This is a genomic window from Fodinicola feengrottensis (genome assembly GCF_010993775.1).
GTDB classification, from domain to species: Bacteria; Actinomycetota; Actinomycetes; order Mycobacteriales; family HKI-0501; genus Fodinicola; species Fodinicola feengrottensis.
The window spans coordinates 1-18,823 of record NZ_WOTO01000097.1; the positions used below are offsets into that span (position 1 = coordinate 1).

At 64.9% G+C, this 18,823-nt stretch carries 20 protein-coding genes and 4 pseudogenes; 17 read left to right on the forward strand and 7 right to left on the reverse strand.

Annotated features, from left to right (window positions below):
* Nucleotides 1-244 precede the first annotated feature (244 nt).
* From GNX96_RS46355 to GNX96_RS46365, 4 genes and pseudogenes are all read right to left on the reverse strand, one after another.
* Nucleotides 245-1,036, reverse strand: a complete 792-nt coding sequence (locus GNX96_RS46355) for an ABC transporter permease (RefSeq protein ID WP_163573755.1) — start codon at nucleotides 1,034-1,036, stop codon at nucleotides 245-247.
* Nucleotides 1,036-1,188: a hypothetical protein gene (locus tag GNX96_RS66840; RefSeq protein WP_390624344.1), complete on the reverse strand. Its 153-nt coding sequence runs from the start codon at nucleotides 1,186-1,188 to the stop codon at nucleotides 1,036-1,038. Before GNX96_RS66840 ends, GNX96_RS46355 begins: the two co-directional genes overlap by 1 nt.
* Nucleotides 1,173-2,246 carry an ABC transporter ATP-binding protein gene (locus GNX96_RS46360; RefSeq protein ID WP_390624345.1) on the reverse strand — a complete coding sequence of 358 codons (1,074 nt, stop codon included), beginning with the start codon at nucleotides 2,244-2,246 and terminating at the stop codon, nucleotides 1,173-1,175. Before GNX96_RS46360 ends, GNX96_RS66840 begins: the two co-directional genes overlap by 16 nt.
* A pseudogene (locus tag GNX96_RS46365) lies at nucleotides 2,239-2,832 on the reverse strand (ABC transporter permease). The gene GNX96_RS46360 and the pseudogene GNX96_RS46365 overlap by 8 nt, the downstream one beginning before the upstream one ends.
* Before the next feature lie 313 nt (nucleotides 2,833-3,145).
* On the opposite strand from GNX96_RS46365, the gene clpS reads away from it, so the two are divergent.
* From clpS to GNX96_RS46405, 8 genes and pseudogenes are all read left to right on the forward strand, one after another.
* The gene (gene clpS / locus GNX96_RS46370; RefSeq protein ID WP_163573756.1) at nucleotides 3,146-3,517 is read left to right on the forward strand and encodes an ATP-dependent Clp protease adapter ClpS; all 372 of its coding nucleotides are present in this window, start codon (nucleotides 3,146-3,148) and stop codon (nucleotides 3,515-3,517) included.
* Between the two features lie 18 nt (nucleotides 3,518-3,535).
* Nucleotides 3,536-4,090 carry a DUF2017 domain-containing protein gene (locus tag GNX96_RS46375; RefSeq protein WP_279583329.1) on the forward strand — a complete coding sequence of 185 codons (555 nt, stop codon included), beginning with the start codon at nucleotides 3,536-3,538 and terminating at the stop codon, nucleotides 4,088-4,090.
* An 81-nt stretch (nucleotides 4,091-4,171) separates the two neighbouring features.
* Complete coding sequence (locus GNX96_RS46380; protein ID WP_279583337.1) at nucleotides 4,172-4,540, forward strand: Mov34/MPN/PAD-1 family protein; 369 nt, start codon at nucleotides 4,172-4,174, stop codon at nucleotides 4,538-4,540.
* 98 nt (nucleotides 4,541-4,638) lie between these two features.
* A complete protein-coding gene (locus tag GNX96_RS46385) occupies nucleotides 4,639-4,914 on the forward strand; it encodes a MoaD/ThiS family protein (RefSeq protein WP_163573759.1) in 276 nt (91 codons plus the stop codon).
* A gap of 7 nt (nucleotides 4,915-4,921) precedes the next feature.
* Nucleotides 4,922-5,872: pseudogene (locus GNX96_RS46390) on the forward strand (PLP-dependent cysteine synthase family protein).
* 950 nt (nucleotides 5,873-6,822) lie between these two features.
* A complete protein-coding gene (locus tag GNX96_RS46395; protein ID WP_279583330.1) occupies nucleotides 6,823-7,122 on the forward strand; it encodes a hypothetical protein in 300 nt (99 codons plus the stop codon).
* An 8-nt stretch (nucleotides 7,123-7,130) separates the two neighbouring features.
* Complete coding sequence (locus GNX96_RS46400) at nucleotides 7,131-7,637, forward strand: hypothetical protein (protein ID WP_163573761.1); 507 nt, start codon at nucleotides 7,131-7,133, stop codon at nucleotides 7,635-7,637.
* Nucleotides 7,634-8,518, forward strand: coding sequence for a DUF6531 domain-containing protein (locus tag GNX96_RS46405; RefSeq protein ID WP_279583331.1), 885 nt, complete (start codon nucleotides 7,634-7,636; stop codon nucleotides 8,516-8,518). The genes GNX96_RS46400 and GNX96_RS46405 overlap by 4 nt, the downstream gene beginning before the upstream one ends.
* 629 nt (nucleotides 8,519-9,147) lie before the next feature.
* On the opposite strand, the gene GNX96_RS60550 is transcribed toward GNX96_RS46405, so the two are convergent.
* Nucleotides 9,148-9,294 (reverse strand): hypothetical protein, encoded by a 147-nt coding sequence (locus GNX96_RS60550; protein ID WP_279583332.1) that lies wholly within the window; start codon nucleotides 9,292-9,294, stop codon nucleotides 9,148-9,150.
* Here GNX96_RS60550 and GNX96_RS66845 point away from each other — a divergent pair.
* From GNX96_RS66845 to GNX96_RS46425, 4 genes are read left to right on the forward strand one after another with little or no spacing between them, the layout of a single operon-like run.
* A complete protein-coding gene (locus GNX96_RS66845) occupies nucleotides 9,254-9,787 on the forward strand; it encodes a LamG domain-containing protein (protein ID WP_390624346.1) in 534 nt (177 codons plus the stop codon). The genes GNX96_RS60550 and GNX96_RS66845 overlap by 41 nt on opposite strands.
* Nucleotides 9,781-10,047 (forward strand): hypothetical protein, encoded by a 267-nt coding sequence (locus GNX96_RS66850; protein WP_163573764.1) that lies wholly within the window; start codon nucleotides 9,781-9,783, stop codon nucleotides 10,045-10,047. Before GNX96_RS66845 ends, GNX96_RS66850 begins: the two co-directional genes overlap by 7 nt.
* Entirely contained in the window at nucleotides 10,032-10,709 is a 678-nt protein-coding gene (locus GNX96_RS46420; RefSeq protein ID WP_163573765.1) for a LamG domain-containing protein, read from the forward strand. Before GNX96_RS66850 ends, GNX96_RS46420 begins: the two co-directional genes overlap by 16 nt.
* The gene (locus tag GNX96_RS46425) at nucleotides 10,637-14,200 is read left to right on the forward strand and encodes an RHS repeat protein (RefSeq protein ID WP_163573766.1); all 3,564 of its coding nucleotides are present in this window, start codon (nucleotides 10,637-10,639) and stop codon (nucleotides 14,198-14,200) included. The genes GNX96_RS46420 and GNX96_RS46425 overlap by 73 nt, the downstream gene beginning before the upstream one ends.
* 37 nt (nucleotides 14,201-14,237) lie before the next feature.
* Here GNX96_RS46425 and GNX96_RS46430 read toward each other — a convergent pair whose 3' ends face one another.
* Complete coding sequence (locus GNX96_RS46430; RefSeq protein WP_279583334.1) at nucleotides 14,238-14,426, reverse strand: hypothetical protein; 189 nt, start codon at nucleotides 14,424-14,426, stop codon at nucleotides 14,238-14,240.
* 61 nt (nucleotides 14,427-14,487) lie between these two features.
* Between GNX96_RS46430 and GNX96_RS46435 the strand changes: the two genes are divergently transcribed.
* The 5 genes and pseudogenes from GNX96_RS46435 to GNX96_RS46445 all read left to right on the forward strand — a co-directional run bounded on the left by GNX96_RS46435 (nucleotide 14,488) and on the right by GNX96_RS46445 (nucleotide 18,007).
* A complete protein-coding gene (locus GNX96_RS46435; RefSeq protein ID WP_163573768.1) occupies nucleotides 14,488-16,641 on the forward strand; it encodes an HNH endonuclease in 2,154 nt (717 codons plus the stop codon).
* Nucleotides 16,642-16,645: 4 nt separating this feature from the next.
* The gene (locus GNX96_RS46440; RefSeq protein ID WP_163573769.1) at nucleotides 16,646-17,128 is read left to right on the forward strand and encodes an SMI1/KNR4 family protein; all 483 of its coding nucleotides are present in this window, start codon (nucleotides 16,646-16,648) and stop codon (nucleotides 17,126-17,128) included.
* A 180-nt stretch (nucleotides 17,129-17,308) separates the two neighbouring features.
* A pseudogene (locus GNX96_RS66855) lies at nucleotides 17,309-17,479 on the forward strand (putative adhesin); the annotation flags it as partial.
* Complete coding sequence (locus tag GNX96_RS67580) at nucleotides 17,479-17,871, forward strand: DUF7919 family protein (protein ID WP_452124519.1); 393 nt, start codon at nucleotides 17,479-17,481, stop codon at nucleotides 17,869-17,871. The pseudogene GNX96_RS66855 and the gene GNX96_RS67580, both read left to right, overlap by 1 nt.
* Nucleotides 17,807-18,007: a hypothetical protein gene (locus GNX96_RS46445; RefSeq protein WP_163573770.1), complete on the forward strand. Its 201-nt coding sequence runs from the start codon at nucleotides 17,807-17,809 to the stop codon at nucleotides 18,005-18,007. Before GNX96_RS67580 ends, GNX96_RS46445 begins: the two co-directional genes overlap by 65 nt.
* Before the next feature lie 385 nt (nucleotides 18,008-18,392).
* On the opposite strand, the pseudogene GNX96_RS46450 reads toward GNX96_RS46445, so the two are convergent.
* Nucleotides 18,393-18,823: pseudogene (locus GNX96_RS46450) on the reverse strand (hypothetical protein); the annotation flags it as partial.

Sequence of the window (18,823 nt, forward strand, 5' to 3'; positions counted from 1 at the left end):
ACGAGAATGATCTGTCGTCTAACCGAGAATGATCTGTTATCGAAGGCCTTGGAGCACGACCGCGAGGTTCACACCCTTCAGCGCCGGGATTGGTTCTATCGACGCTGGCTGGACTTTCTGCACGTACGCGGAACCGGTTTGCAGGCCACAGCCCGAAAGCGCGATTCCCGCCGCCATCACGACGGCCACGGGTGCTGCGAGCACGCGTAGCCGGTGCGTTCGGCGGGCGGGAATTTTCCGCATTCTAAAGTCCTTTCGGGGTCAGTGCCCGTTCGATCAGGCCACCGACCCAGTCGATCAGCAGGGCCAGCATCACCGCGAGGATGCCGCCGGTGAACAGAATCACCGTGCGTTCGAGCTTGATGCCGGTGTTGATCAGGTCGCCGAGGCCGCCGGCGTCCACGAAGGTGCCGAGGGTGGCCACCCCGACGATGAGCACCAACGTGGTCCGCAGGCCGGCGAGAATGTACGGGACAGCCAACGGAAGTTCTACCCGGGTGAGCACCCGCCACGGCGTCATGCCGATGCCGCGAGCGGACTCGATCAGCGCCGGGTCGATGCTCCGCACGCCGGTGATCGTGTTGCGCAGCACCGGAAGCACGCCGTAGACGACGCAAACCGTGACGGTCAGCCAGAAGCCGAAGAAGTTCGCCTTGACGAACAGCACGGCCAGCAGCACCAGCAGGCCGATCACCGGAATAGCCTGACCGAGGTTGGCCAGCAGGGTGACCGGCGCGGCCAGGAACCGTACCGACCGGCGGGTCACCAGAATGCCCAGCGGAATGGCGACAACCACCACCAGCAGCGCGGACACCGCGGTGAGCACGACGTGTTGCCAGGTCAGGGTGATCAGGTTCGACGCGGTGATCTGCCGGGCCTCGATCGAGTCGAGATGGCTGCTGAAGACCACCTCCAGGTAGAGGCCGGTGATGGCCAGAAGCACCACCGGAGTAACGAAAAGCCGCAGCCGGCTGTCCACCCGCGGCTGCTCGCCGCGGGCGACTTCGGCGGCTGGCGCGGAGGTGAGGTCGGCCATCAGCCGGCGCTCCCGGTCGGCGTGGTGTCCTGCGCCTCGCGGATTTCGGTGATGGTGGCCATGATCTGTTCCATCTGTACGGTGCCGACGTACTCGCCGCGCTCGCCCGTCACCGCCGCGTAACCGCCGCCTTCGGTCAGGATCGCGTCCAAAGCGTCCACCAGCGTCGACCGCCGGGTGACCGTGTCTCCGACCAGGTGGTCTCCATGCTGGACACTGCCGGTGGCTTTGGCCAGCGCCCGGGCGCTGAGCCACTCCACTGGCCGGTTCCGTTTGTCCAGCAACAGCAAATGTTTTCCGCCGCCCAACGTCTGACGTGCCGCCTCCGCGTCGACGCCCAGCGGCGCGGTGGCGACCTTCCCCAGCTGCAGGTGGTGTACGCGCTTGAGGCCCAGCTGGCGAATAGTCGCGCCACTGCCCACAAAACCGGCCACCGTGTCGTCGGCCGGCGCGGCCAGGATCGCCTCAGCTCAGGTGTGTCATATTGCAGGATTTTGGACTGGTTGCCCAACACCGCGATCCGGTCGCCGAGTTTGATGGCCTCGTCGAAGTCATGCGTGACGAAGACAATCGTTTTTCCCAACTGGCTCTGCAGGTTCAGCAGCTCGTCCTGCAGGTTGCCGCGGGTGATCGGGTCCACCGCGCCGAAAGGCTCGTCCATCAGCAGCACCGGCGGGGTCGGCGGCGAGCGCCCGGGCCACCCCGACCCCCGCTGCTGCTGGCCGCCGGACAACTGCCTCGGGAAGCGGCCGCGGTAGGCGTCCGGATCCAGGCCGGTCAACTCCAGCATTTCGTCCACTCTGGCCCGAATCCGCTGCCGGTCCCACTTCAGCATCGCCGGCACCTGGCCGATGTTCTGCGCGATGGTCATGTGCGGGAACAGGCCGACCTGCTGGATCGCGTACCCGATGCGGCGGCGCAGCTGCGCCGGCTCCAGCTTGGTGACGTCCTGGTCGCCGAGCATGATCCTGCCGGCGGACGGTTCGATCAGCCGGTTGATCATCTTCATCGTGGTGGTTTTGCCGCAGCCGGACGGCCCGACGAAGACGACGATCTCGCCGGCGTTGATATGCATGGAAAAGTCGTCGACCGCCGGCGCTTGCTGGCCGGCGTACCGCTTGGTGACATGGGCCAGCTCGATCGGCGCGCCGCTGACGGACCGGCCGGCGACCGAATCGTCCACAGTGGACGTTGTGGTGGACTCAGGCACGGATTCCCCTTGAGGTGGTGAAACGGCCGATGACAATCAGCACGATGTCGAACATGATGGCCAAGATGACGACCCCGAGGGTGCCGGCGACGGCCTCGCTGACGGCGTTGGTGGCGCCGATCCGGGACAGTCCGCCGAAGATCTGGTTCCCCAGGCCGGGACCGGCCGCGTACGCCGCGATGGCCGCGATGCCCATGATCATCTGGGTGCTGACCCGGATACCGGCGAGGATGCCGGGCCAGGCGAGCGCGGTAACTCGACCATCAGCAGGATCCGCCAGCGCGGCATCCCGATCCCTTGCGCCGCTTCGATCATCGCCGGATCCACCCCGCGCAGACCCACCACGGTGTTCCGGATGATCGGCAGCAGCGCGTAAAGGACGAGCGCGGTGATGGTCGGCGGGACGCCCAGTCCCAGGAACGGGATCAGCAGACCCAGCAGCGCGAACGACGGCACCGTCAGGATAGTGCTGGGTCCCCCCCACCGCGAGCGCGGTCAGCCATTTGCTTCGATAGACCAAAATCCCGAGCGCGACCGCGATGATGATGCCCAGCAACAGGCTCTGCGCGACCGTACTGGCGTGCATGGTCGTGTCAAAGATGAGCTGCTGGGACCGCGACTGTAAGTACGCCCAGAAGTCGTTCACCGCGGACTTCTCTTTGCCAGCAAGTACATTTCGCCACTCCTACCGTTCAGGACGGCGGAGTCGGCGATGCGCTCTGTCACCGCACGCACACTGATCACCGCGGTTTCGGTCGGTTCGCACCATAACGGCAACATCACGAGTTGTCCCGTCGAGTGGAGCGTTAAATATTCCCTAACTGTGCGTAACAGGGGTATTTCGGGTGGCGTACTGACCCGGGCCGCGGGCCGGACCGGTTGATGGCACCATGGAGGTGATGCCCGAAACGCCGTCCGCCCACGTCCCGGTCGCCCCGACAGGTCCACCGGTGGTGGTCGCCAGCGCCCCGGGCGGCGCGGCGACCGCCGAACCGCAGGCTGACACCAGCGCCTGGACGGACGCCACCACCGAGCCCGACCTGCCGTGGCTGACCATTGTGTGGAACGATCCGGTTAACCTGATGCCGTATGTGACGTACGTTTTCCAGACGGTTTTCGGCTATTCCAAACAGAAAGCGACCCGGTTGATGCTCGACGTGCACCAGAAGGGCCGGGCCGTGGTGTCCCGTGGCAGCCACGACGAGATGGAAGTGGACGTGGCCAAGCTGCACTCGTACGGCCTCTGGGCGACGTTGACGAAGGACCAATGAGCGAGTTTCACCGGTCCGGTGAGCGGATCGTGGCCACTTTCGGCTATCCGGAGGCCGGCGTCTTCCGGCACGCCGCCGAGCAGATGCTGTGTGCTGCTCGGGGCCGATCCGGACAACCCGGCGGCGAACGGGATTCCGGACCCGCTGGAGCAGTTGGCCGCTCTCGGCGAGCAGGACACTCCGCCGCCGCAGGACCCGGCGCTGCACCGGCTGCTGCCGGACGCGTACGTCGACGACCCGGCCGCCTCGGCGCGGGCCCGCCGGCTCACCGAGGACAGCCTTCGGTCCGGCAAGGTCGAGCGGATGCGGATGCTGCACGACGGCCTGCCGGCGGACGGCGGCGACGTGTCGCTGTCGGTGCAGGAGGCGGACGGATGGTTGCGGGCCCTCACCGACCTGCGGCTGGTGCTGGCCGTACGACTGGACATCGATGACGACGAGACGTCGGACCAGAAGCTGCTGCAGCGCGCGCTGTTGTCCGAAGACGACTCGGAGGCCGGTACGGCGGCAATCTACAGCTACGCCGGCTTGTTGTCGGAGAGCCTGATCACCGCACTCATGGGTGATCTCTGAGCGACGACGTTGCGTGCACCACAGCCGCGGTAGCCGCCCGGGCCTGTAGCCTCTGCTGTTGTGCTCAAGCTTTCGCAGCAGGTGTACGACGCGCTCGTCGCGCACGCCCGCCGAGACCACCCCGATGAGGCATGTGGGGCTGGTCACCGGCCCGGCCGGCAGCGACGCGGCGGTCCGAGTGGTGCCGATGGCCAACGCCGAGCGGTCGCCGACCTTCTACCGGTTCGACGCGGCCGAGCAGTTGAAGGTCTGGCGAGAGATGGACGACGACGGGACGAGGAGCCGGTGGTGATCTATCACTCGCACACCGCCACCGAGGCCTACCCGTCGCGCACCGATATCTCGTACGCGTCCGAGCCCCATGCCCACTATGTGCTGGTCAGCACCCGGGAGCCGGAGTCGGTGGAATTCCGCTCGTACCGGACCGGATCCTCCTGGAGGGTGTGGTGACCGAGGAGCCGGTCCAGATCGTGGACCCGGCGGAATCATCGGGCACCTGAGTGTTGTTGCCGCTGTAAACGACGTACGAACCAAGGAGACCGACCGGCATGGCCATCGAGGTACGCATCCCGACCATCCTGCGCACGTACACCGGCGGCGCGAAGACCGTCAGCGGCGCCGGCGACACGCTTGACGAGCTGTTGAACGACTTGGACAAGCAGCACCCGGGGCTGCGCGGCCGACTGATCACCGAGGACGGCTCGCTGCACCGGTTCGTCAACGTGTACGTGAACGACGAGGACGTGCGGTTCACCGGCTCGCTGGAGACCAAGCTCGCCGACGGCGCCTCGGTCACCGTGCTGCCGGCCGTCGCCGGAGGCTGATCCGGCGATGGCTCGTTATGAGTCGTTGATCGCCGCACGGGGGGGACACCCCGCTGGTGGGGTTGCCTCGGCTGTCGCCGAGCCCGGACGTACGGCTGTGGGCGAAACTGGAGGACCGGAACCCGACCGGCTCGATCAAGGACCGCGCCGCGCTGTTCATGATCGAGGCGGCCGAGCGGGACGGCCGGCTCCGGCCGGGCGCCACCATCCTGGAGCCCACCAGCGGCAACACCGGGATCGCGCTGGCCATGGTGGCGCGGCTGAAGGGCTACCGGCTGGTGTGCGTGATGCCGGAGAACACCTCGGTCGAGCGGCGCCAGCTACTCACCATGTACGGCGCCGAGATCATCGCGTCGCCGGCCGCGGGCGGTTCCAACCAGGCGGTCGCGATGGCGAAGGAAATCGCCGCCGAGCACCCGGACTGGGTCATGCTCTACCAGTACGGCAACTCCGCGAACGCGCGCGCTCACTACGAGACGACCGGCCCTGAGCTGCTGCGGGACCTGCCCAGCCTGACGCATTTCGTGGCGGGGCTGGGCACCACCGGGACGCTGATGGGGACCGGCCGGTTCCTGCGCGAGAAGCTGCCGGACGTCAGATCATCGCCGCCGAGCCCCGCTACGGCGAGGCTGTTTACGGATTGCGGAATGTCGACGAGGGTTTCGTACCGGAGCTTTATGACGCGTCCGTACTCAACCGGCGGTTCTCGGTCGGCGGGCGCGACGCGTTGCTGCGTACGCGTCAGTTGATCGAGGTCGAAGGCATCTTCGCCGGCATCTCGACCGGCTGCGTGCTGCACGCGGCCCTGTCGATCGGCTACCAGGCGGCGAAGGACGGCCAGAAGGCCGACATCGCGCTGGTGGTCGCGGACGCCGGCTGGAAATACCTGTCCACCGGTGCGTACGCAGGCACCATCGCGGAGGCTGAGACGGCCCTCGAGGGGCAACTCTGGGCCTGACCGGCTTGTCTGCACGGTCCACCACGGGCGCCGGATGTCCTCAAGGGGTCATCGAGGCGAGCGAGCAGACGCGTGTCGACGTCGGCGTGTCAGGGGTCCAACTCGCGAACCCATGAAACACACCCACCCTGCAATAGGTAAATTTTGAGTCAAAGGGCGATGGCGACTGCTCGCCTGTTTTGGGTGTTTTATGTCTTAGTCGTTTTTGTTGTCTGGTGCGATTTTTCCTGGGTACTTGACGACTTGGTGGTGGGTCGTTCACGATTCGTCGGCCGACTGCGTTTGTCGGAGTAGTCGATGGCTCCATTTTCTGGTATCCGGTTCTGGTTGGCATCGCACGGGGAACGGGGTTGGACCGATGGCTGCTCGCGCGCGTGGTTTTTTTTTCGTGCCCAGATTAACTTCTTCTCATCGCCGTACGTCCGGAATAGGACGAGCGACGCGCGGGGTGGGGCGGAGAAACGGACGCTGGTTGCGTCGTGGCGTTCTGGGTCTTGTTCTGACTTTTCTGGTGACCTTTTCGTTTGATCCGGCGACTGCGTTGGCTGGGCCGGTGATTCCTTTGCCATCGGGGTCGTCGTGGCCCGGGCTGTGGTCGGGTTTGTGGTCAGCGTTGACCGGCGGTCCGGATGTGACGTGGACCGGTGTGCCGGTGCAGAAGGTGGGTCGGGCGGGTGGTGCGCCGCCGAAGGCTCCGGCCGCGCCGGTGCCTGCTGGTGGGGGTAAGGCGGCTGGGCGGGCGCCGGGGAAGGGCGTTGGTGAGTTGCCGGCGTATTCGTCGCCGCTGAAGCCGGTTCCGCAGGGAAAGAGCGGCAGCATTCCGGCTGAGGCCGCGGGTGGCCGGGCGGCGAAGCCCGCGGTTCGGGTGGCGACTCGGTCGTCGGCGACGACGGATTTCTTTCAGAATCCGGATGGTTCGTACGCGCGCGCGGCGGGTGTATCAGCGGCCGGTGAACTATCGCGACGCCACTGGTGCTTGGCAGCACATCGATGTGTCGTTGGCGCGTACGGGTGATGGGCGTTGGCGGGAGAAGGCGAACTCGCTGGCGTTGGATGTGGCTGGTTCAGCGGCCGACCCCGCCCTGGTGCGACTGGGCCTGGACGGGGCGTTGGACCGCGGCCGGGTGTTCTCGTACGGGCTCGCGGGGGCGCAGCGCCGGTGGCGCCGTCGGTGTCTGGGCAGACGGCGACGTACCCGGGCGTGTTGCCGAGTACGGACCTTCGGGTGGAGCCGACGGCGACGGGTGTGAAGGAGTCGGTGGTTCTGCGGTCGGAGCAGGCCGCCGCGGGTTGGGTGTTTCCGTTGCGGTTGACGGGCGTGACCGCGCGGCAGCCGGCGCCGAACGGGACGATCGAGCTGGTCGACAAGACCGGCAAGACGGTGGCTCGGATTCCGGCCGGGTTCGCGTCTGACGCGAAGATTGACCCGCGCTCTGGTGAGGGTGCCACGACGTACGCCCTGACCACCACACTTGTCACGACCAGCGGCGGTGGCCAGGCGATTCAGGTCGGGTTGGACGAGCACTGGTTGCGGGATCCGGCGCGGGTGTTCCCGGTGACGGTGGACCCGACCGCGAACCTGGATGCGGCGACGACGTATGTGGGAACGAATGTTCCCGAGGTGGACCATTCCAGTGAGCCACGGTCAAGATCGGCGCGTACGACGGTGGTGTGGTGCCGGACGCTCAGGCGCATAAGGCGCGGTCGTTTCTGCAGTTCCCGAATTCTGGTCTGGAGGGTTCGGGGGTCACGTTTTCGTCGGTGAACCTGCATCTTTTCGACACCTGGGCTTCGACGTGTACGGCGGAGAAGGTGGAGGTCGCGGCGGTCTATCAGCCGTTTGATCTGACCAAGACGACGACGTATCCGGGGCCGACGGTGGGCGGGTCGGTCGGCGGCGGGACACCGAATGTCCCGAACGCGTGTAAGAACACCGCCGCTGATCGTACGGTGGGTGATTGGGTCACTCTCCCGGTGTCGGTCGGCGTGCTGACGAACTGGGCGCAGAACGGCGGCACATATGGCTTGTCGTTGTACGGCATCGAGTCGGACACCTTTCATTGGAAGCAGTTCGACTCCGCGAACTCCGATTTCCCGCCGTACATGGAGATCAACTACACCGGCACGCTGACACCACAGGTTTACAACTGGTTCCCTCGGAACGGGTCGGCGGTGAACTCGCTGACTCCGACGCTGGCCGCGACCGGGGACCTGGATCCGAACATCACCGCGGCGCAGAAGTTCCAGTTCCAGGTCTACAACACCGCGAACACGAAGATCGCCGACTCCGGTCTGCAGACCGCCAACAGCTACGCCATTCCCGCTGGGAAACTGGTGTGGGGTCAGACGTATTACTGGCAGGTGCAGAACTACGACGGGGCGAAATACTCACCGCCTGGAATTTGGCAGGCGTTGACCGTACAGGTGCCGCAGCCGCTGGTGACCTCGTCGTTGTCGCAGAATCCGGACGGGCGGGGGGGTTTTTCGGCGGACAACGGCAATTACACGACCTCGGAGACGGATGCGAATGTGACGACGGTTGGTCCGTCGTTGCAGGTGGATCGTGACTACAATTCGCGCGACCCGAGAATGACCGGTGGTTTCGGGGAAAGCTGGTCGAGTGTCTTCGACGCCCAGGGCCGCTGAGCAGTACACCCCCGCTGGTGCGGTGACCAGTGTCGCGGTGACTTATCCGGGTGGGTCGACGGTCGGTTTCGGGAAGAACGCGGACGGTCGTCGTTCACGCCGCCGTCGGGTCGGTTCGCGACGTTCGCCGCGGTCACTGGCGGTGGGTACAAACTGATCGATAAGGACGACACCACCTACACGTTCACGCAGCCACTGGGCGCGGGGGCGTACGGAATCACGTCGGTGGCTGATGCCAACGGCCGGGCCATCACCTATGCCTGGTCTAGCGGGCATATTGTCACCGCGACATCGGGCGCGTCGGGCCGCGCATTGCATCTGACTTGGGCGACACCGTCCGGTGCGACCTACCCGCATGTGGCGACGGTGGCCACTGACCCGAGGACTCCTGGTGATTCGTCGACGGTGTTGACGTGGACGTACGGCTACACCGGCGACGAGTTGACGCAGATGTGCGCGCCAATCGACGTCCCCGGCACTTGCACCACGTACGGGTACACGACCGGTTCGCAATATCACAACCAAACCGTGGATACCGGCGCGGAATCTTTCTGGCCGCTGGCCGAATCCACCGGTGCCACGACCGCTGCGAGTGTCAACCTGGCCAACGAGGGCAACGACAACGGTACTTACCACAACGTGACGCTCGGCGCGGCCGGTCCGCTGGCCGGCGGTTCGGCGCCGGCGGCGTCGTTCAACGGCACGTCGTCGTTCGTGCAGCTGCCCAACTTGCACATGGCTACCAACCCGGCGGCATCGGTGTCGTTGTGGTTCAAGACATCCACGCCACTGGGCGTGTTGTTTTCTTATTCGGATAAGACGGCCGACAATCAGGCGACCAAGGGCGGGTTCGTTCCGGCGCTGTATGTTGGCGCGAGCGGGAAACTGTACGGTCTGTTGTGGAAGAGCGCGACGAACGCGCCGATCACCACGACTGGGACGGTGACCGACGGGAATTGGCATCATGTGGTGTTGTCCGGGTCGTTGACCCGGAGGCGATGTGGCTGGACGGGGCGCAGGTCGGAACGACCGGCGGCCCGAGTGCGGATTCCGGTGGCGGGTACAAGCCGTTGGCTTTGCAGTACGGGCACATCGGCGCCGGATACCTGGCCGCGCCGTACCCGGACGAACCGCATTCGGGTGACACCAGTCGTTCGGCGTACTACTTCAACGGTTCGATCGCCGATGTCGGCTTTTACACCAGCCAGCTCACCGCCCAGACCGCCACGTCGCTGTACAGGGCGGGGACCACACCGGTCGGGTTGCTGACGAAAATCACCCGCCCGTCGGGGAAAGTCGATGCGCAGGTCGCGTACGACCCGGTGTCGACCACCGTCAAGACGGTCACCGATGACAAGGGCGGGATGTGGACGGTCAACCCGGCGACGGTGTCGGGGTCGGTGCTGGTGTACCGGTCGGCGGTGTCGGGGTCGGCGCCGGAGAGCTATTTCATGCTGGCCGAGGGCGCCGGGTCGACGCAGGCGATCGACGAGGTCGACAGCGGTGTGTGGGTATGTATCACAATGTGACGCTGGGTGCGGCTGGCCCGACACCGGATTACCCGGCGGCCTCGTTCGCCGGGTCGAATTCCTCGCCGTCCTATGTGCAACTGCCGCCGGGTGACGTGGTGAACGGCAAACCCGCGTCGGCGGAGGTGTGGTTCCAGGTCCCCAAGGCGAACACCACCGGCGGGGTGTTGTTCAGCATGCAGCAGCAGGACCTGTCGACCATGACCGGCTCGGCCGGTCAGTACGACCCGGTGCTGTATGTCGGCTCCGATGGGAAGTTGCACGGTAAAATCTGGGACACCACGCACCTGTCCAGCGTGCCGGGCAGCGCGCAGACGGTGAACGACGGCCGGTGGCACCAGGCGGTGCTGGCGGCCTCGGCCAGTGGGCAGGTCCTGTATCTGGACGGTCAGGCGGTCGCCACCACGACCGCGGCGTTGGAGGCGCAGAGCCCGGGTTACTCATACGGATATCTGGGCGCGGGGCCGGTGGCGGGTTGGGCGAACAAACCCACCAACGACCTCGGCTGGTTCCCTGGGTCGATTGGCGAGTTTTTTCGTTTTACACCAACCAACTCTCGGCGCAGGAGGTCGCCGCGCATTACACGGCGATGCGAAACGCTGATGGTGGTCTGTCGCCGATCAAGGGGGTCACGATCACCGACCCGGGCGGGGCGACGCTGACCCACCGGTACGACGTGAACAACGGGATGCGGGAGATCTCGGACAACGACGCGACCGGCGCATTGACCTCCTACGGGTACGACACCGGCGGGTTCGTGCACGCCATCGGCGACGGGTACGGCCGTACGACGGTCGTCGGCCACGACGTGCGTGGCAACGAGGTCTCGCAGACCACCTGCCAGAACCAGCACACCCAGGTCTGCTCCACCAGCTACAAGACGTATCTGCCCGATGACACCAGCACCTCGCTGACACCCAGCCCCAAAAAACGATGTGCTGGCCAGCACCAGCGACGCCCGATCGCCAGTGCGACGGACCCGGCATACCGCTCGACGTATGGCTATGACGCCGCCGGAAACCAGACCGCTGTCACCACACCCGCGGTCGCAGGCTATCCGAATGGCCGAACCACGACGATCGCGTATACCGACGGCACCACCGTCAAGGCCGCCGCCACCGGATTCGCGCCGGTCGGGCTGCCGTACAAAACCGTGTCGCCCAGCGGCGCGACCACCACGGTGTCGTATTTCCACAATGGGGGGGATATCGCGTCGGTGACCGACCCGGCAGGCGCGGTCACCTCGTACACCTATGACGGTGTCGGGCAGACGCTGACTCAGAAGGAAAACTCGGACACCTTCCCGAACGGGCTGATCACCAGCTACACGTACAACAAAGCCGGGCAAGTCACGTCGGAGGCCGATCCTGGGGTCACCAACCGGATCACCGGCGCGGTTCACACCGCGAACATCAGCACGTCGTACGCGCCGGACGGGCAGTTGCTGTCGCAGACCACCGCGGATGTGACCGGCGGTGACGCACCGCGGACCACGTCGGTGACGTACGACGACCACGGCCTGGCCGCCACCAGCACCGACCCGCTCGGGAAGATCACCAGCTACAGCTACGACGGTTATGGGCGGCGGACCAGCGAAACAGATCCGTCCGGGCAAACGACCGCGTACACGTACGACGCGGAAGGACGACCGCTCGACCAGATCCTCAAGGACTACACCGGTGACCCGAACAGTCCGTCGCCGAAGAAGGACCTGGTGATCTCGCACCGGGTCTACGACGTCACCGGGAAACTGACCTACCTGCAGGACTCCAACGGCAACTGGACCTACTACGTCTACTACGACAACGGCCTGCTCAACGCCGTCGGGCGTATCGACCAAGCCGACACCACCGTGTTCTGGCAACAGGTCAACGGCTACGACGCCGACGGGAACCTCACCGAACAGGACAGCAACAACCAGGCGTCCTGGTTCCAGAACACCGTGGACGCGGGCGACCGGGTCACCGCCAGCACCGTTGCCGGCGTCAACCGCACCACCACCATCGCCTACGACGGCGACGACCACCCGACCTCGTCAATCATCAGCGACGGCACCGGCGCGACCAACACCACTGCGGCCACTTACGACCCGCTTGGGCATGTCACCAGCAAAACCGTGTCCGACAACGCGGGCCGGTCGTCGAAAACGTCGTGGACGCTGGACAAGCGCGGCCTGCCGACCTCGATGACCAACCCGGCGAACGCGGTCACCACCTACGCGTACGACGAAGACGGGCAACTGGCCGTCACCACCGGGCCGGCGGTGAACGCCGAAACCAGCGGCGCAGCGGCGCAGTCGGTGCATCCGATCACCACGATCGGCTACGACACAGCCAGCGCGCCGACCGAAACCGAGGACCCGAACGGCAACGTCACCACTACCGCGTACGACGCCGCCGGACAGAAAACCTCCGTCACCCAACCCGCGTACATCCCGCCCGGGGCGAGCTCGCCGACCATCCCGGTGACGAGGTGGGCGTACGACGACACCGGCGACACGACGTCAGTCACTGATCCGCTCGGCAACACCGTCGCCTACACGTACGACCAACTCAACGACACCGCCTCGGTCACCGACCCACGCGGTGGCATCACCCGCAACAGCTACGACCCGGCCGGGCACCTGTTGCAGAGTGCCACCCCCAACGGTGCGACGACCCAAGCGACCTATGACTGGATGGGCCGCCCCCTCACCTCCACGGTCCTGGAGCGGTATCCGGCAGCAGCGTCGTACACGACGACCAACTCGTACGCGGCCTCGCAAGCCAACCCGGCCGGTGCATACCTGACCTCCACCACCACACCCGCCGGCGCCACCACCTCCTACGGCTACGACGCGGCCGGTGAGCAGACCTCGGTCACTGACCCAGCCGGGACGACAACCGTCTCCGCCTACAACCTGCAGGGCCACGTCGCGAAAACCACGCTCGCCGACGGCACCGCCACCGCCACCACGTACGACCATCTCGGCGACCCGCTGACCGCGACCCAGTTGGACACCGACGGAACCACGGTGTTGGCCAAGACCTCGGCGACCTACGACCCCGCCGGTCGCCAGCTCACCTCCACGGACGCCCGCAACCACACCTCCACCTTGACCCGCGACGCCTCCGGTCTGGTCACCCAGGAACAGCAGCCGGTCGACGACTCCACTTCGATCACCACCACTTTCGGGTACGACGCGGCCGGGCACCGGACCCGTTTCACCGACGGCCGAGCAAATTCGTGGATCACCACGTTCAACAGCTGGAACCTGCCCGAATCAAGCATCGAACCCGGCACCGCCACCTACACCGCGGCCGCCGACCGGACGACCACTACGACGTACGACGCCGACGGGCACCCAGCAGGCACCACGAAACCTGGCGGCGTGACGTTCGCGGACACGTACGACAAGGCCGGCGAACTTCTGTCCCAGTCCGGTAGCGGCGCGGACGCCCCGACCGCCGACCGATCGTTCTCCTACGACCCGGATGGGCGGATCACCAAGGCATCCACGGCCGCCGCCGGTGACACCGGACCGACCGGCCCGCAGATCCCGGCCACCGACGAATCGTTCACGTACAACGACCGCGGCCAGCTACTCACAGCCTCCGGGTCCGCGGCCTCCAGTTCCTTCGGCTACACCGCAGATGGGCTGCTCGCGTCGCGGACCGATGCCGCCGGGACCGCCACCTATGCGTACGACACCGCCGACCGGCTCGCCACCGCCACCGATCCGATCACCAGCACGCAGATCAGCGTCGGCTACAACCAGCTCTCGATGCCGACCACCCTCACCTACGGCACCAACGGCAACGCCCGGACGTACGGATACGACCACCAACACCGCCTCACCAGCGACACCCTGAAAACCTCGGGTGGGACCACGGTCGCGTCTATCGGTTACGGGTACGACGCTAACGACAACCTCACCAGCAAAACCACCACCGGACTCGGCGCCGGATCCGCCGCGAACACCTACACCTACGACTACGACTACGCCGACCGGCTCACGTCATGGAACGACGGCACGAAAACCGTCCCATATGGCTACGACGCGTCCGGCAACCGGACTCGGGTCGGCGCGAACGTCTACACCTACGACGCCCGCGATGAACTCACCAGCGACGGGACCAACAGCTATACCTACACCGCGCCCGCGGCACCCTGACCAAACAAACCAACAGCGCCAGCACCACCGGCTACGCCTACGACGCGTACGGACAGCAGCAAACCGTCACCGGGACGATCGCCGGCACCACCAACGCCACCAAGACGTACGTCTCCGACGCGCTCGGGCGGGTCGTGTCCTCAGCGACGACCAGCGCGACCGGCACCCAGCGCGCGTTCTCGTTCAGTGGCACCAGCAACGACCTGGCCAGCGACGGCAGCAACACCTACTCCCGCGGCCCCGACGGAGGTCTGCTCGCGACCGGAACCAGCGGTGGCACGGGCGGGGTGTTGGCATGGACCGACGCGCACGACGACGTCGTCGGCCAGTTCACCTCCACCGGCGCCACACTGTCGGGGACCACGACGTACGACCCGCTCGGGAATACCACCGCCACCGCGGGGAAAGTCGGCAACCTCGGGTTCCAGTCAGGGTGGACCGACCCTGACACCGGGAAGGTCAACATGGGGTCGCGCTGGTACGACCCCGCCACCGGCGAATTCCAATCCAAAGACGCCGCCGCCAACAACCCGGTGCCGACATCGGTGTCAGCTAACCCATTCGCGTACGTCGGAGACAGTCCGCTCGGCGACCAGGACCCCGACGGAACCTGCGGGTTGTTCGACTGGGGCTGCTATGGGCACGCGGTCAGCAACGCCGCCCACAACGTCGCGCACGCCGCGAGCAATGTCGTACACGCCGTCGCGCACGTCTACAACCATTACGTCGCTCCCATCGTGAACCACGTGTACACCCACATCATCCGGCCCCTGGTGCACAACGGCATCCACCTCATCCGAAAAGCCGTCCATTTCGTCAAAGACACCTGGCACGCCGCCAAACGCTTCGGTCAACAGGTCATCAGAGCCGCGTACACCCTGGCCGCCAAGGTCAAACGCGTCGCCGCAGCCGCGTACCACAACATCGTCGCTGGCGCGAAAAAAGTCGGCGCCGCCGTCGCATCGGCCGGCCGGTCGGTTGGCAAGTTCATCGTCAAACACGCCGCCACCATCGCCTCCGTTGTCGCCTCAACTGTCGTGTTCGCCGGCTGCGAAACAGCACTAGGTGCGATCAGTTTCGGGGCCGGCGCGGTCGCCGGTGCCGCCATCTGCGGTGCCGCCGCCGGCGCCGTCGGCGGGCTGGTGGAACAGGGCGTACATTGCTTGCAGGACGGCAAAAGTGCTTGTTCTGGTTCGGCGTTTGGGCAAGCCGCGCTTATCGGTGGTGTCAGTGGTGCGCTCGGTGGGTTTCTCGGCGGCCTCGGTGGCAAGCTCGCCTCCACTGTCATCAAAGAAGCGCTCCCTGAGGCGATCTCCAAGTTCGCCTCTGGTGCGGCCGGCCACGCAGCCGGTGCCATTGTCGGAGCAGCCGGCGGCGGCGCGACCGGCGCTATCACCTATGGTCTGACCTGCTCCGGCGCAGCTGGTGGCTGCTCTTGGTCCGGAGCCGGTAAAGCCGCCCTGGACGGCGCCGAAGCCGGCGCCGTCGCCGGTGCCCTGGGCGGGACCCCACGTGGCGCGAAAACCACCGGTGGCCCCGTCCGCCCCAACCGCGGCACCACCGAAGAACCCGAACCCCCCACGGCCGGTCGCGACGAAGACGAACCAGCAGCCTGCGCCGGACGGCACAGCTTCACCGGTAACACCCGCGTGCTGCTAGCCGACGGATCCAGCAAACCGATCTCCCAGATCAAGACGGGCGACAAGATCGCCGACGCCGTCCCCGGCGACACCAAGACCCAAGCGCATCAGGTCGGGCGGGTCATCGTCACCACCACCGACCACGACTTCGTCGACCTCACCATCGCCACCCTCGACCATACCGGCCGCGCAGTGTCGATGGGCACCATCACCACCACCACCGCCCACCACCCCTTCTACGACACCACCAAAGCCGCCTTCATCGACGCCGCCCAACTCCACGAAGGCGACCACCTCCAAACCAACGACGGCCACACCGCCGTCATCCTCGCCATCCACACCCGCCACGGCAACGCCGTCACCTACGACCTGACCATCCCCACCCTCCACACCTACTACGTCCTTGCTGCCGGTCAGTCGGTAGAGACCGTGTTGGTGCATAACTGCAATGGCTCAGTTACCGGCCATCCCGAGGGTTGCGACTGTGCAAATGGCGGGGCACCAAAGGTTCGGAATGGAGCTCTGGCGAATAGCGACCATCCAGTAACGGGCGTCCCCTTTGATGAGAATGGATTCCCCGACTTTTCGGATTGGCGGCACCCAGATGTTCCAGATGTTCAGATTGAACTTTCGGGTAACAGGCCAACCGACTTCGCAAGAGCAAATAGAGCAGCAGGCCTGGCGTCGACTCCAGAGGGTTACACGTGGCACCATCACCAAGAGCCCGGCCTTATGCAACTCATTGACCGGGATGTGCATAGACTGACTGGCCACACAGGTGGGTTCTCGACCAGGAGGTAGAAAATTGTCTGAGATATTCACTGATAGTGAATATTATACGGGACCCGAACTCACAGATGAGTTGGTAAGCGCCGTTGAACAGCAACTGCAAGTCCGTCTCCCAGGTAGCTATGTCGAGTTGCTGTCTGAGCGGAACGGTGGGTCAGTCCGGAAAAGGTGCATAGAGGTCAGCTTCCCGAATTCATGGACACCCGACCACATCGAGATCGAGGGGATCTTTGGCCTGGGCGGCAGGCGAGGAATCGACTCACTCTCGGATGTGATGATTAAAGAATGGGAATATCCAAGAATTGGAGTTGTGCTTTGCGATATGCCATCAGGTGGTCATGACGCGGTAATGCTTGATTATTCCGTCTGTGGCTCCGAGGGTGAACCAACAGTCGCGTATATCGATGAGGATCGAGTTCCACGTCAGATCGCTAAATCCTTTGCGGATTTCCTTGACAAATTGACTTCCTGTGAGCGATTTCGCACTGACGACACGTAAGATCCACATCTGAACTGTCCCGATCGCTGCGTTCTGAACGTTGCGTCAAGGCTTGACGCAACGCAGTGTGAAAATGCCCTTGTCGCTTTGTGGGCTCATTTCTGACCAACCACCTCGACGCGGTCGGCGAGTTCGCGCCGACCGGTACCGTGTTGTCGGGATCGGCGACGTAAACCAGTCCGCACGCTCGTCGCTGGCGATACGCTCCCGAACTGTTCCCTTAAGGCCCCAAAGGACTTGGCAATTATGGGTGCATCGACGACGGTAGAGTCGCGGACTACACTGAAAGATCTGCTCAAACCGAACATGGGTGTGTGCCATTTGGCGGCGTGCGCTGTAGTGAGGCGATGATGTCTGAATACCCGGATCTGTCTGCTTATGTCTACCGGCCGTCGGATGGTAATTTGGTGAACATCGGTTGGCTGGGCAGTGATATCGCCTTCGAGACTGGTGATGTGGAAATTGAGGTACGCGATCAATTGGTAAGAAGAGTCGCTGATCGGATTAATGTCATGCGAGGCGTGCATTACTGCGATTTTTGCGACGAAGAGTCCCCGATCTGCATTCAACCCGTTGAGGGCATGGATAGAGTCGAGGTCTACTTGGGTATGAGTGAGATACGCATTCCAAGTCCCAACGGTGACGTTGTGTATGTATTCAGAGGTGCAGGACGGATAGGTGGCAATTCTGATCGACCACATCGAGCGCAGGCTGGGCCGCATGGCTGGAGCATGGAACGCTGAAAATGAACACAAATATGCCGCTGGGATTTTCGGGAAAGGAGTGCTGGACTACGCGACTTCTTATGCCACTGCTGGCCTTAGCGGGCACCCCTTGCAGTCCAAGGCATCCGGACGGGATCTCTATATATTGATTTGATGGCAAGTGTGAAAGCAATGGGAGACGTTCATGTCGAGCCGCGTCTCAAGGGCCTTTGCGCAGGTCACCTCAAATGCTTTTCTTGAGTCGATGCACTTGAAATCGTGACGTCGCCAGCCAGCGTGTCAGCGGGGATCACATCCACCTCGGTCGGGCGGCACTATCTAGGACAAGAAAGAGAAGCACGTTCACGACGGGCAGTTGCTCGGAGTGAGAAGCGCGGCATCGAGTCGGCGGCGCGGCCAGCCTGTCGTTCGGCACCAGTCGGTGCCGCGCAGGCTGAACCTATGCCGTGCCGCGAGTCTTCGTCGACCTCGCCATCGCCGATGTTGACCAGTCGGGGCGCGGTTCACCTGGAGGGCGGCCGAAACTGGTGGCGTGGCGGTCAGGTGGCGATGACGACGCCGAAGAAGATGAGCAGGACTACGGTCGCGCAGCCGAGCAGGATGTACGGCACCCGGCCGCGGGTGATGGTGCCCAGGGACGCGATCACCAGGCCTAGGCCGAGCAGGCCGCAGATCGGGACCATGGTCAGCGCGGCGCCGAGGTTGGTGCCGGTGGCAGCGGTGAGGGCCATCATCGCCACGCAGCCGGCGACGATCAGGCCGATCACGGTCAACCCCAGCCCCCACACCGTCACACCGAACAGCCGGCCCGGCTCGGGTGCATCGTCGGCGCTGTCCGCGAGCGGCTCGGTGGCGTACGGGATCACGCGGGAAGTTCCCGGCCGGGGAGCGGCAACAATGAATCGGATATGTCGGCGGTCACGCGACCGGTTTCCCTCCGACCGCAGTTTGTCCTTCTTCTTCAAGTCCG